This window comes from Halofilum ochraceum (assembly GCF_001614315.2).
In the GTDB taxonomy this organism is placed as follows: domain Bacteria; phylum Pseudomonadota; class Gammaproteobacteria; order XJ16; family Halofilaceae; genus Halofilum; species Halofilum ochraceum.
On sequence record NZ_LVEG02000005.1, the window covers coordinates 126,551 to 139,780 of the forward strand.

13 protein-coding genes are annotated in these 13,230 nt (G+C 64.9%); 8 read left to right on the plus strand and 5 right to left on the minus strand.

Annotated elements, in window-relative coordinates; all coding sequences use genetic code 11:
- Positions 1-181: 181 nt before the first annotated feature.
- From A0W70_RS07105 to A0W70_RS07115, 3 genes are read right to left on the minus strand one after another with little or no spacing between them, the layout of a single operon-like run.
- The gene (locus A0W70_RS07105) at positions 182-667 is read right to left on the minus strand and encodes a thioesterase family protein (RefSeq protein WP_070988532.1); all 486 of its coding nucleotides are present in this window, start codon (positions 665-667) and stop codon (positions 182-184) included.
- A 1-nt stretch (position 668) separates the two neighbouring features.
- Positions 669-1,643, minus strand: coding sequence for an L-carnitine dehydrogenase (locus A0W70_RS07110; RefSeq protein WP_070988533.1), 975 nt, complete (start codon positions 1,641-1,643; stop codon positions 669-671).
- Positions 1,643-2,530: a beta-keto acid cleavage family enzyme gene (locus A0W70_RS07115; protein WP_070988534.1), complete on the minus strand. Its 888-nt coding sequence runs from the start codon at positions 2,528-2,530 to the stop codon at positions 1,643-1,645. Before A0W70_RS07115 ends, A0W70_RS07110 begins: the two co-directional genes overlap by 1 nt.
- Before the next feature lie 261 nt (positions 2,531-2,791).
- Here A0W70_RS07115 and A0W70_RS07120 point away from each other — a divergent pair, with 261 nt between their 5' ends.
- From A0W70_RS07120 to betA, 3 genes are all read left to right on the plus strand, one after another.
- On the plus strand, positions 2,792-3,991 hold the full coding sequence (locus A0W70_RS07120) for an acetyl-CoA C-acyltransferase (protein ID WP_070988928.1): 1,200 nt from the start codon (positions 2,792-2,794) through the stop codon (positions 3,989-3,991).
- A gap of 149 nt (positions 3,992-4,140) precedes the next feature.
- Complete coding sequence (locus A0W70_RS07125) at positions 4,141-4,476, plus strand: SHOCT domain-containing protein (RefSeq protein WP_217495407.1); 336 nt, start codon at positions 4,141-4,143, stop codon at positions 4,474-4,476.
- 76 nt (positions 4,477-4,552) lie between these two features.
- Positions 4,553-6,247: a choline dehydrogenase gene (gene betA, locus A0W70_RS07130; RefSeq protein WP_070988535.1), complete on the plus strand. Its 1,695-nt coding sequence runs from the start codon at positions 4,553-4,555 to the stop codon at positions 6,245-6,247.
- A 52-nt stretch (positions 6,248-6,299) separates the two neighbouring features.
- Here betA and A0W70_RS07135 read toward each other — a convergent pair whose 3' ends face one another.
- A complete protein-coding gene (locus A0W70_RS07135) occupies positions 6,300-7,313 on the minus strand; it encodes a hypothetical protein (protein WP_139150780.1) in 1,014 nt (337 codons plus the stop codon).
- 320 nt (positions 7,314-7,633) lie between these two features.
- Here A0W70_RS07135 and A0W70_RS07140 point away from each other — a divergent pair, with 320 nt between their 5' ends.
- Positions 7,634-8,011 (plus strand): DUF6746 family protein, encoded by a 378-nt coding sequence (locus A0W70_RS07140; RefSeq protein WP_070988537.1) that lies wholly within the window; start codon positions 7,634-7,636, stop codon positions 8,009-8,011.
- Positions 8,012-8,119: 108 nt separating this feature from the next.
- On the opposite strand, the gene A0W70_RS07145 is transcribed toward A0W70_RS07140, so the two are convergent.
- Positions 8,120-8,989 carry a sterol desaturase family protein gene (locus A0W70_RS07145; protein WP_070988538.1) on the minus strand — a complete coding sequence of 290 codons (870 nt, stop codon included), beginning with the start codon at positions 8,987-8,989 and terminating at the stop codon, positions 8,120-8,122.
- A gap of 310 nt (positions 8,990-9,299) precedes the next feature.
- On the opposite strand from A0W70_RS07145, the gene A0W70_RS07150 reads away from it, so the two are divergent.
- The 4 genes from A0W70_RS07150 (at position 9,300) to rpoS (ending at position 13,061) form a co-directional block, all read left to right on the plus strand.
- Entirely contained in the window at positions 9,300-10,040 is a 741-nt protein-coding gene (locus A0W70_RS07150) for a Crp/Fnr family transcriptional regulator (RefSeq protein ID WP_070988539.1), read from the plus strand.
- A gap of 74 nt (positions 10,041-10,114) precedes the next feature.
- Entirely contained in the window at positions 10,115-10,825 is a 711-nt protein-coding gene (locus A0W70_RS07155) for a Crp/Fnr family transcriptional regulator (RefSeq protein ID WP_070988540.1), read from the plus strand.
- A gap of 169 nt (positions 10,826-10,994) precedes the next feature.
- Positions 10,995-12,089 (plus strand): GGDEF domain-containing protein, encoded by a 1,095-nt coding sequence (locus A0W70_RS07160; RefSeq protein ID WP_083330842.1) that lies wholly within the window; start codon positions 10,995-10,997, stop codon positions 12,087-12,089.
- A gap of 6 nt (positions 12,090-12,095) precedes the next feature.
- Complete coding sequence (gene rpoS, locus A0W70_RS07165) at positions 12,096-13,061, plus strand: RNA polymerase sigma factor RpoS (RefSeq protein ID WP_083330843.1); 966 nt, start codon at positions 12,096-12,098, stop codon at positions 13,059-13,061.
- Positions 13,062-13,230: the final 169 nt, after the last annotated feature.

Genomic DNA, 13,230 nt, shown 5'->3' on the forward strand with positions numbered 1-13,230 from the left:
ATCGAACAATCGCGAGCAAGCTCGCTCCTACAGCGTTGAACATGCCGCGATGGCTTGTTTGGCCTTGTAGGAGCGAGCTTGCTCGCGATCAATGCGGGTCACTATGGACACGGACGCGCTCACCGATTCAGCTGTACTGACTGCAAGTCGCCGGTTTTTTTCCGGGAGCCCTGCCTGGGACTCACCCGCGGCGGATACCGATGGTCCGCCCCGCGTCCGCCGGCCATTCTTCATAGCCGTGCGCCCGGTTCAGTTCATCGACCCTTTCGGCGACGGCGTCAGGGAATGGAGCAGGGCGCTCTGTCGTCGTGTCGATTCCCATCAGCATAATCTCGCCGGTGGCCAGGGCCGTGCCCTCACCCGCCTCGCGCAGCGTCATCAACACGTGCAGCCGCTTGGCGTCGTGATCAACCAGACGGACTTCAACGGCCAGCGGCTGCGCCTCGTACGCCTGGGCAAGGTAACGGATATGGGTCTCGAGCGTGAACGCCGTGTAGCCGTGTTCCGCACGCGATGTCGCACCGAGCCCCAGCCACTCCAGCAGCGCATCGGTCGCCTCGCTGAAGACGCCGGCAAAGGCCGCATCGTTCATGTGACTGTTGTAGTCGACCCATTCGTGCCGGACGGTCGTCCGGTAGCAGGTGAGGGCGGTCCGTGATGCGCTCATCTCAGATCCGCCCCTCGATGCCCTCGGCCTCCGGCCAGTACTCGCTCACCAGATCGATGAGGCGTGACAGGAACTCGTCCCGCCGGGCCTCCAGCTCCTGCACCGAGCGACCCGCCGCCTGGTGTTCGCAGCCGTCGGCCACGCGGTCGATCAGTTCGTCGGTGAGTTCCGGCGCTTCCAGTTTCGTCCACGGCAGCTTCAGCGCCGGCCCGAACTGATGGAGCATGTGCCGCATGCCGCCTTCGCCGCCGGCAAGGTGGAAGGTCAGGAACGTACCCATCAGCGACCAGCGCAGGCCGGCGCCGTAGACGACGGCCGCGTCGATCTCTTCCGTGGTCGCTACCCCGTCGTTGACGAGGTGCAGCGCTTCGCGCCACAGGGCTTCCATAAGACGATCGGCCACGTGTCCCTCGATCTCGCGGCGGACGATCAGGGGACGCATGTCGATCGAGCGGTAGAATGCCGCCGCCCGTTCGACCGCCTCGGGATCCGTCCGCTCGCCACCGACCAGTTCGACCAGTGGCAGCAGATAGACCGGGTTGAACGGGTGCGCCACCATCACGCGGCCCGGGTTCTCGCAGTCCGCCTGCAGCGTCGTGGGCAGCAGACCGGAGGTGCTCGAGGCGATGATCGCATCCGGATCCGCGGCGGCGTCGATCTGCGCGAGCACCGCGCGCTTCACGTCCTCGCGCTCGGGGGCGTTCTCCTGAATCAGGCCGGCGCCGGCGACGGCGTCCTCGAGGTCGGTCGTGAAGCGAATGCGATTGCGGTCCGCACCTTCCGCCAGACCGCGTTTTTCGAGCGTCGGCCAGGCCGTGTCCACCGCTGCCTGCAGGCGTTTCTCCGCCGCGGGGTCCGGATCGGTAACCACGACGTCGAGTCCGCGGGCCAGACAGCGTGCCGCCCAGCCGTTACCGATGACGCCGGCGCCGACGATCGCGACGCGCGTGACCGGCGTGGTTTCCGTAGCGCTCATCAGTTGCTCCCCGGCTTGCGCAGGCCCAGCATGTCGCGGGCTTCCGCGGGGGTGACCACGCGGCTGCCGAGCTGTTCGGTGATGTTGGCCGCACGCTCGACCAGCTGGCCGTTGCTTGCGAATACGCCCTTGTCGAGATAGATGTTGTCCTCGAGGCCGACCCGGACGTTGCCACCCAGCAGCACCGATTGCGCCGCCATCGGCATCTGCATGCGGCCGACACCGAATGCGGCCCAGTTGGCGTTCGCCGGCAGTTTGTTGCGCATGGCGACCATACTTTCCGTGTCCGCCTCCGCGGCCCAGGGGATGCCGAGGCAGAGCTGGAAGAGGGGGTCGTCGTCGATCAGACCGTCGGCGATCAGTTGCCGCGCCAGGCGGATATGACCGAGTTCGAAACACTCGATCTCCGGTTTGACACCGCTCTTCTGGATCAGCTCGGCCTGTTCGCGCAGCATGGGGGCCGTGCTGACGTAGACGTTGTCGGCGAAGTTGTAGCTGCCGCAGTCGAGCGTACAGATCTCCGGCAGCAGCTCGCCGATCGGGGCATGGCGCTCGGCGGGTGTCTGCAGGCTCGTACCGGGACCGGCAACGGCCGGATCCTCTTCACCGGGGAACCAGTCGCCGCCACCCCCTGCAGTGATGTTGAGCACCACATCGGTGTCGGCGGCGCGTACGCGCTCCACGACTTCTCGATACAGCGCGCGATCGTGACTCGGCGCGCCGGTTTCCGGGTCCCGCACGTGGATGTGGGCGATGGCGGCGCCGGCGCTAGCCGCTTCGATGCACGCGTCCGCGATCTGCTCGGGCGTGACCGGAATGGACGGGTGTTTGCCGACGGTATCGCCCGCGCCGGTTACGGCACAGCTGATAATGACGTTGCGGTTCATGTTCGAGTCTCCTGGATCGATCGCGAGGGGGCGTAGCGTCCCGTACGACATGAATGATCGGAGAGCGGGACGCCTGGGCTTTGATGTAAAACGCCGCGTTTTTGACCGGAACCGCCTGTGCGCATCCGGTTAACGCCCCGGCGTTTCTCGGCAAACACCGGAGCGTCGTTCAAACGATGCTCGGGTGCACTGTATAGTGCGTCGGCCCGGCCCGGCGGCGCGATCCCGACGGCCATCGATTCAGAACCGGAGGAACCGACCTTGGCTCAACGCGAAATCGTACTCTGTGCACCGGTCCGAACCGCTATCGGCACGTATGGCGGTTCCCTGGGCGGCGTGGCCGCAACCGAGCTCGGGGCGACCGTGATCCGCGCGACGCTCGCACGCAGTGGCCTTGCCCCGGAACGCGTGGATGGCGTCATCGCGGGCCAGGTCCTGCAGGCCGGCGCGAAGATGAATCCGGCCCGCCAGGCGGCGATCAACGGCGGACTCGGGATCGATGTGCCGGCGCAGACGGTCAACCGCGTCTGCGGTTCCGGCGCTCAGGCGGTCGTCTCGGCGGCGCAGGCGATCCGGGCCGGCGATGCGGACTGCATGATCGCCGGCGGCATGGAGAATATGGACCGCGCGCCGTATCTGGACATGAGCGGCCGCTGGGGGCATCGGATGGGGCCCGTGCAGATGCTCGACTGCATGCTGACGGATGGCCTCAACGACGCGTTTTCCGATCAGCACTCCGGCTGGCATACCGAGGACCTGGCGACGGAATACGGTATCGACCGGGCTGCGCAGGACGCCTGGGCCGCGCGCTCGCAGCAACGTTTCACGGCGGCCCAGACGCGCGGCGATTTCGCGGGCGAGATCGAGCCGGTCGAGATCAAAAAACGGCGCGAGACGGTCGAGTTCGCCATCGACGAACACAACCGTGGCGATACGACGGCCGAGGGGCTCGGCAAGCTGCGACCGGCATTCCGCAAGGACGGCACGATCACCGCCGGCAACGCGCCGGGCCTGAACAGTGGCGCCGCGGCGATGGTCGTTGCTGAGCGCGAGCACGCGCGCGAGGTCGGCCTGCAGCCGATGGCGCGGCTCGCGGGGTACGGTATCGCCGCGGTGGAGCCGGGTATGTTCGGCATCGGGCCGGTGCCGGCAGTACGCCGGGCGCTGGCCCACGCCGGCTGGGAAACCGGCGACGTGGATCGGGTCGAAATCAATGAGGCGTTCGCGGCGATCGCGGTCGCCTGCCAGCGGGAACTCGGGTTGCCCGAGGAGATCGTCAACGTCGATGGCGGTGCGATCGCTCACGGGCATCCGATCGGCGCGACCGGTGCGGTGCTGACCACGCGCCTGCTGCACTCCATGGCACGCGATGGGCTGCGCCGGGGTATCGTCACGCTGTGCATCGGCGGCGGGCAGGGGATCGCGCTCGCGCTGGAGATGGATCCGGCATTCGGATCCTGAGCGTGCCTTTTGTGCCGAGGCGCGCGGCGGCCCGTTCGTACTGGCCCGGTACTTGACTCTGTATTGAGCTACCGAGTGTAGTGTGTCGGCTCACTCATGAAATTCGACGTGTGGGGCGGTGTATCATGTCTTCTTTCCGGAAAACGCTTTTGGGCCGGATCTTTTGCACGGGATTCGGGTTCGCGGTCAGCCTGCCGGCGGTCGCGGACGCGACGGCTGACGGCTCCTGGGGGCATCACGGTATGATGTGGAATGGCGGCGGCATGGGCTGGTTCATGGGACCGATCATGATGCTGCTGTTCCTGGCGGCCGCGGTGGCCATCGTCGTGCTCATCGTGCGCGCGCTCGGTGGACATGGTCCCGCGCAGGGGGCCCAGTCAACCGATGGATCGTCCGCGCTGCGGATCCTCGAGGAGCGATTCGCGCGCGGCGAGATCGACGAAGAAGAGTTCCGCAACCGCAAAAACGCCCTCGAACGGCACTGAAGCGATGCTGACGCCAGCGCGTTGAACCTGACGCCTCGGGGGAAGCGCACGGTCGGTTCGTTATTGGAGAATACGCATGAGCGAGTACGATTTTGACCAGTCATTCGACTACGTCATCGTCGGTGCGGGATCAGCGGGCTGCGTACTCGCCGATCGCCTCAGTGCTGACGGCGAGAATCAGGTCCTCGTGCTCGAATTCGGTGGCAAGGACAACTCCATCTACATCCAGATGCCGACGGCGTTCTCGATCCCGCTGAATAAGCCGCGCTTCGACTGGGAGATGCACACGGAAGTCGAACCGGGCCTCAACAACCGCTCTATCCATCAAGCGCGCGGCAAAGTGATCGGCGGTTCCTCATCGATCAACGGCATGGCCTACGTGCGCGGCTCGGCGGGCGATTTCGAAGAGTGGGCCGAGCTCGGTGCGGAGGGCTGGAACTACCGGGACGTGCTGCCGTACTTCCGGCGTGCCGAGGACTGCATCTACGGCGAGGACGACTACCGGAGCACCGGCGGCCCGGTCGGCGTCTGCAATGGCAACAATATGCAGAACCCGCTCTACCGCGCCTTCATCAAGGCCGGGGAGCAGGCGGGCTATGGTCGCACGGATGACTACAACGGCGCCCGCCAGGAAGGCTTCTGCCGCATGGACATGAGCGTGCGCAACGGCGTCCGCGCATCCACCGCGAACGCGTACCTCAAACCGGCGCTCAATCGGAACAATCTCCATCTCGAGATGCACGCGCTCACACAGCGCGTGATCATGGACGGCAAGAAGGCGATCGGCGTCGAGTATCGCCAGAACGGGCGCACGATCCGCGTGCGGGCACGGCGCGAGGTGCTTGTCTGTGCCAGCGCTTTCAATTCTCCGAAACTGCTGATGCTCTCCGGAATCGGCCCGGCCGAGCACCTGCGCGAGCACGGCATCGACGTCGTCCATGACCTGCCCGGTGTCGGCGAGAACCTGCAGGACCATCTCGAGGTCTGGGTCCAGCAGCGCTGCACGCAGAAGATCACGCTCAACGGCTGGCTCAACCCGCTCGCCCAGGCCTGGATCGGCGCGCGCTGGCTGCTGTTCAAGTCCGGACTGGGTGGGACCAATCACTTCGAGTCGAACGGGTACATCCGCAGCCGTGCCGGCCTCAAGTATCCGGACGTGCAATATCACTTCCTCGCCGGCGCGATCGCCTACGACGGCTCGAGCGCGGTGAAGGGCCACGGCTTCCAGGTCCATCTGGGCCACAACAAGCCGAAGAGCCGTGGCTGGGTCCGCCTGCGATCGGCCGATCCGGCGGCGCCGCCGCGCATGTTCTTCAATTACCTCGCCGAGGAGGAAGACCGGCGCGCGTACCGGGACGCCGTGCGGTTCACGCGCGAGATCTTTGCCCAGCAGGCGTTCGACGAGTTCCGGGGCGCTGAAGTCGCGCCGGGCGACGACGTCCAGAGCGACGACGAACTGGACAACTGGGTGGCCGATTCGGCTGAGACCGCCTACCACCCCTGCGGGACCTGCCGCATGGGCAAGGATGACATGTCCGTCGTGGACCCCGAATGCCGTGTGCACGGCATCGAGAATCTGCGCGTCGTCGACTCGTCGATCATGCCGACCGTCACCAATGGCAACATCAACGCCCCGACGATCATGATCGGCGAGAAGGCCGCCGACCACATTCTGGGGCATGGATTGCTGGAGCCATCGACCGCGCCGGTCTATGCGGCCGACGGTTGGCAGGAGCGTCAACGGGAAGGGGAGCCCGAGCGCACGCTGTGATTATGGCCGGGGCCGGGCGCGGTGCATCGACCTCCGATCGCGCCGCAGGGCGTTACTTGTCCTGCAGCCGCTTCGCCAGTTCCACCGCGGCGTCAACCGCCGGATGGATGCGACCCGTGGGCAGACGCTCGATCATGGGCTGAATACTGAAGCCGATATTGACGCCATGGTGTCGGCCCGCTTCCATGACCCGCTCGGCGAATTCCAGGTTCATCCGCACCGACTCGTCCACGCGCTGCTTTCGGGTGCGCAGGTCCGTGAACCGCGACTCGCAGGCGAGGATTTCCTTGCGCAGTAGCTGTGCGTAAAAACGCCGATTCTTCAGACTGAATATCGCGAGTCCCACGTTGTATTCGAGTCCGTTCAGGTCCAGGCCTCTGGATTCGAACGTCTCGGCCAGAGCACCCAGGAACTCGACGAACGAGTCGGCCTCGTCCAGGAATTGCCCCATCACCTGCAGCCGCCGCCCGCCGGCCGCCTCGAACTTGTCTGCGATGCGTCCGGGTTCACCGTTGCGCTGATGGATGCCAATCGCGCCGAGCTCGCAGCCGTGCGATGCGCGGGTAGCGGCCAGCCGTTCGAGGACCTCCTCTACGGTGGCCTGGTAGCTGGTGTCGGGTGGCGCGGTTCCGTGCGGCTTGCCGACGATAACGACATTCTTGACGTGATGTCGGCTCAGCGCTTCGACCTCCGCGACCTGATCCGCCGCAGGTGAATAGACCCCAATGTGGTGAGGCACCAGGTCGCTACCGAAACCGTCGCCAAGACTTTCCTGCAGAAAACGCGCGTAGGCGAACGTATCGAAGCGATCCGCGGACACGTCACCGCGGATCTCCGATACCTCAAAGGGATCGAGGTCCGAGTGATGGAACGCCGTTGGACGGAGTCCGGCCGTCAGGTAGTGGCGGATGGTGTCGAGGCCTTCCGACATCCCGCCGTCGATCAGCCTGAGTTCGGCGCGCCGGTGCGGGCGACGCCAGACCTGTTTGAACGGGGGCGCATTCTCGATCAGCAGGCGTACGTCCATTGAACTCCCCGGGTACTCGCGCTTCAGCGGATCCGTCAAGCGTTGCTCCAGATTGATCGCGGCGATTGACCAGCAAATCGATCAGGTGGGCGTGTTGGAACATTGGTGGAAAGGGTTTTTGCGAGCGTGCGAAAACTCCATCCATACGAACAAAAGTGCGCACGCCAGGGCGGTTTCGGACACGCGGGCATCGATCGAATCCGTGACCTTGGAACCCGGTCGTGCGACCGTGCCGAAAGCCGCCTGGCATGAAAGCAGGTGTTGGCGCTCTGCCGTCTGATCATGTCATCCGCGCCATTGCATGTCGCGCCTATCCCGTGCAGCATACTAATGCAACTCATTCGCATTTGGAGCGAGTCATGCGTAAAGCGTCCCTGCAATCAATCATGATCACAGCGGCCGGCTTCCTGCTGAGCGCGCCATTGCCGGCTTCGGACGTGGATCATTATGAGGGTAAGAAAGCCGAGACGCTCGAAGAGGCGGTCACCAATCTGCGCGAGTACAACGGGCGCCTCGAGACCGTGCTCGAAAAGGAGGAACTGAGCGCCGAGGACCATGCGCAAGTGCATCGACTCTCCTACACGCTGGAAAACGCACTCCAGCGTATCGAGAAAGAACTGCCTGGTATCGCCGCGGACCTCGAGAGTGTGCACCTCGCTTCCGAGCGCCAGGAGTCCGAAACCGTGCGCATGGACGGGGAGAACTACCTCAAGCAGGTCGATACCCTGATCGATTGATCGACAGGCGGCGCGTTGGGGCGGGTGATGCAGGACGAGCTCACAGCCCGCCAGATCGGGGGCTTACGAGTATCAGGCTGTAAGACCGATCTGCGGTAGTCCCAATAATCAGAGGTCCCGGTCCGCTTCCCTGTCCGGGATGCTTTTGTCATCCCGACTCCGCGCATTGATCGGATAGCTGTGGGTGGGACCATGGAAGGGCTGCCACAGCATCCGGTCCAGGCGCAGGTCGCGCGGGTCGCGGAACAGGTTGATGCCGATCGTCATCCCGGTGTGACCGTCGCGGGGCTGTGCGCGGTAGGTGCCGAAAATCCGGTCCCACCACGGCAGGTTGAACCCGAAATTCGAGTTGGTCTCATTCGGGTACCAGGAGTGGTGGACACGGTGCATCTCCGGCGTGACCACGATCCAGCGCAGCACGCGGTCGATCCGTCCGGGCAACCGCACGTTGCCGTGATTGAACATCGAAGTGGCGTTGAGGAGCACCTCGAACAGCAGAACGGCCAGTGCCGGGGCGCCCAGCATTACGATCACGCCCGCCTTGATGAACATCGACAGCAGGATCTCGACGGGGTGGAAGCGCAGGCCCGTGGTGACATCGAAGTCCAGATCCGCATGGTGCATCCGGTGCAGACGCCAGAGTGCCGGCACGGCGTGGAAGAACACGTGCTGTGCCCAGATCGCGAAATCCAGGACCACTACGGCGATTACGATCATCAGCCAGTACGGCACGTCGAGCAGGCGCAGAAGCCCCCACCCCTGGGTCTCGACGAACAGTGCCGTGCCGACGGCCGCCGCCGGAAAGAGCAGGCGTACGATCACGGCATCCAGTACCACGACGCCCAGGTTGTTGAGCCAGCGGTAGCCTTTGCCGATTTGCCACTCGCGGCGCGGCGCCAGGATCTCCCAGAGCGCCATGGCCAGAAAGACACCCGCGAATGCCCCCATGCGCACCATGGGCTCCTGCGACAGCAACATCTCCACTACGTGATCACTCCAGACAGTACTGCCAGAACATCCGCACGACGAGCGTGAGGATAGCGCGGCCGCCCGGCCGCGAGGAATTACGGGTCGTTCACGGTGTCGATCGCACGGAACCGAGCCGCCTTGTCCGGGATTGGCTACCGAATATAGAGACCGCGGATGTCATCCCCGGGTTCCCTGGCATCCGGGAGAATCCCCAGCAGCGACCGTCCCCAGCGTGTTTTGTACGGTACCGCACAGTCTGTACCATGATGGGCGCAGGACAATTGCTCGGATATGCAAAGGGCCGAGCAGGTTCTGACGGATGCCACAGAACGCGATCTCTCCAGAGCAGAACCAGTTACTGGCTGCAATGCCCGCGGCCGCGCGGGACCGCCTGGACCCGTATCTTGAGCCGGTCTCGCTCGACCTCGGTGACGTATTATACGAATCCGGCGACCGCCTGCAGTACGTGCATTTCCCCACGGACTCGATCGTGTCTCTCATGTACGTCATGGAGAACGGCTCCTCGGCCGAGATCTCCGTGGTCGGCAATGAGGGGGTCGTCGGGATCGCCGTGTTCATGGGTGGGGCCAGCACGACCAGTCGTGCCGTCGTCCAGAGCGCCGGGTCCGCCTACCGGCTCGCCGGCGCGCGCCTGAACACCGAATTCAACGCCGTTGGGGAAGTGCAGCACCTGCTGCTCCTGTACACGCAGGCGCTGCTGACCCAGATGGCGCAGACAGCGGTCTGCAACCGGCATCACACGATCGATCAGCAGCTCGCGCGCTGGCTGCTGCTGTCACTGGACCGCCTGCGCAACGACGAGGTGGCCATGACGCAGGAGTTGATCGCCAATATGCTCGGCGTTCGCCGGGAGGGCGTCACCAACGCCGCCATGAAGCTGCAGCGTATGGGCGTTATCCAGTATAACCGCGGGCACATCCGGGTGCTGGATCGCCCGCGGCTCGAGGAGCTCACCTGCGAGTGCTACGCGGTGGTCAAACGGGAAACAGATCGACTGCTGCCCACTCCGATTCAGCGAGACTCCTCCGTAACGGAGTAGACTGGCCATAGAGCGGGCTCCTCGTGCAGGCGGGGTGGTGGCACCCGTAACCGCCAGTGGACACGGGAGCCCGCATGCAGACCTACACGCACGTACCGCTCGGCAACTACCTGGTCGAGTCCCTCCCCATCGCCGCGAAGAATCATGTGCTCGCCCGCTGCGAGACCGTGGAGCTGGCTGCGGGTGACAAACTCTGTGAACCGGGGGAGGATTACGGGTATGCCTGGTTCCCGCTGACCGGCCTGATCTCACAGGGCTCGAAACTGCGCCACCACAACCCCCTCGATATGGGGCTGATCGGGAGTGAGGGCATGCTCGGGGCCACGCTCGCGCTGGGCGTTGACGCGGCCCCCCTGCAGGCCGTGGTGACCGGAGCCGGCACCGCGTTGCGTATGCGTGTGGCCGACCTGCGCCGATCGCTGCGCGAAAACGACGTACTGCGGCAGCGGATCGATCATTACCTCTACATCGTGTTCGCCGAGCTTGCGCGCACCGCCTCCTGTAATCGCTTTCACGCCATTGGCCCCCGACTGGCGCGGTGTCTGCTGCTCGCGACGGACCGGACCTCGACGAACCGTCTGCACCTCACTCATGAATCAATGGCCGCGATGCTCGGCGTACGCCGCAGCGGAATCACGGTCGCCGCCCGCGCCCTGCGCGATCAGGGTCTGATTCGCTATGCCCGTGGCGAAATCGAGATCCTCGACCGTGAGGGGCTGAAGGCGACTGCCTGCGCCTGCTACGCGGACTGGCCGTCCCAGCGCAACGGCATGTCCCTCACCTGAGCCCGGCGGCGGCGTCCTGTCCAGGCCCGATCCGATGACGCGGTCCCGCGCGCTATAAACCGAGTCTGTTCGCCAACACACAGACGGCGCACCGGAACCGGCGGATTCTGTCGTTAAGTGTTCCAGGCGACTTCGCCAGTGAAACACGGCACTGGGGGGGATCCTCCCGATGACCGATCAGTACCTGAACGGAACGGATCCACCGAGCACCTCAAAGCCGAGGGCATCCACGCGTCAGCCTGTCGCAGATGACGCCTGGGACGAGCGTGCGAACACGCTTTGTCCTTTGCTCGGACACTTCGGCGTAATGGCGATCTACCTGCGCGCTCTGCAATGCGCCGAGCCCGATCACCCTTGGCTCAGTGAAGTCCGTGAACAGACCCTTCGGTCGAACTCCTTCGCTCCCCTGCGAGCGCGTCTTTCCCTGTGCATCCCCGAAACGGCCGTTGCCGTTCAGAGTTTCCTGCTGGAGGAGTTCGACCGGCAGCTTGCTCTGCTGATCGGCGAGCCACTGGCCCAGCGGCTGCTGGCAGTGGTCCGGGCGATAGGGGAGGGCACGGACGCGCCGCCGGCACCACCCGCCGATGAAATCGCGGAACAGCTTACCCTGACCGTCCTGCGGGCCGAAGCCGACGCCAGGGTCGCCCGGCGCGAACGCGACGATGCACTACGCGCCAGTGAACAGGACGAGCTAACCGGAACCGCGAACCGCTCGCGCATGCTCGATCGCCTCAAGAGTGCGATCGCACTGGCGGATCGCACCTCGACGCCGACCGCGGTCCTGTTTATCGATCTCAACAATTTCAAACAGATCAACGATGACATGGGGCATGGCGTCGGCGACGAAATGCTGCGCGAAGTTGGAGCCCGGCTGCAGGCAGCCGTCCGCAAAACCGACACCGTCTGCCGCTATGGCGGAGACGAGTTCGTGGTGATTCTCACCCCGATGGAACGGCGTTCCGAAGCCGCTCCGGCGGCCGCACGCATGCTCATGGCCATTACAAAAGTGCGAGGGACCGGTCCCGCCATTCCCGCGCTGTCGGCCAGTATCGGGATCGGCCTTTACCCCGAACACGGAACGACCCCGGATGCCCTGCTCAGTCGGGCGGACCGGGCGATGTACGACAACAAGCGAGGTCAACACGATCCGCTGCCCGCTGCACAAGCAGACGGAGGTGGCTCGCAGCCCGATACCCACTGTCGACCAGGGAACGACATTCCCCTGGTCTTCGAGCTGCTCGCCAGAGTCAACTACAGGGAGTGATCTTCAATGGTTCACGTGGATGATCAATACAATACCTTCGCCCGCGCGGCCGACCAGAACGATGCTGGCGGCACCATCGTCACCCCGCGGTCCGCGAGCGCCCCACAAGAGCGCCGCGAAACGGCTGCGTCACGTGAGGAGCCAGACGCGGGCCGCCTCTATCTGCGCGAGATCAACAACCGGGCGCTGTTGACGGCCGAAGAAGAGCGTACGCTCGGGAAGGCCATTCAGAACGGTGACGCCGAGGCGCGTCAACACATGATCGAGAGCAACCTGCGGCTCGTGGTCAAGATTGCCCGGCGCTACATGAATCGCGGACTGCCGCTGCTTGACCTGGTCGAGGAGGGCAATCTCGGCCTGATTCACAGCGTCGGGAAGTTCGACCCGGAGCGCGGTTTCCGCTTCTCCACCTACGCCACCTGGTGGATCCGCCAGACCATCGAGCGGGCACTGATGAACCAGTGCCGCACGATCCGGTTGCCGGTACACGTCGGAAAGGGCATCAACAGGTATCTGCGTGCCAGCCGCGAATTGAGCCAGTCGCTGGGGCGTGCCCCGACGCTCGACGAGATCGCTGCACGGATGGATTGCTCACCGGCGGAGATCGAGCGCATGCAGCGCTACAACGAGCGGGCTACGTCGGTGGACGTTCCACTCTCCCGCGACGGGGAGGCGTCCGTACTGGATCTGATTCAGGATGCCGATATGCCGGATCCGCTCACGACCGTCGCCGACACGGAACTCCTTCCGCACATCGAAAGTTCGCTCAACGAACTCACCACCAGGCAGCAGGCCGTCATCGTCCGCCGCTTCGGTCTGCGCGGGCATACGGCCTCGACGCTGGAGCAGGTGGGTGCGGAACTCGGGGTCACGCGGGAGCGCGTGCGCCAGATCCAGATCCATGCACTGCAACGCCTGCGGCGTGTCCTGGAAGCGCACGGTCTCTCGGTCGAAACGCTGTTCGCGGCCTGACGTCGCCGCGGAGGAGGGCGGCTCCACTACGGACCCGACTGACCGGAGGCCGTGCCGGCGAGCGAGCGCCTGAGCCTTGGCCTCTTGTAAGCAGCGACCGTGCTTCGTGTGCCGCGTGTCAGCCTGGACGCGATGCGCAGGCTGTGGGGGCCCAAAGATGCGAGCAGCT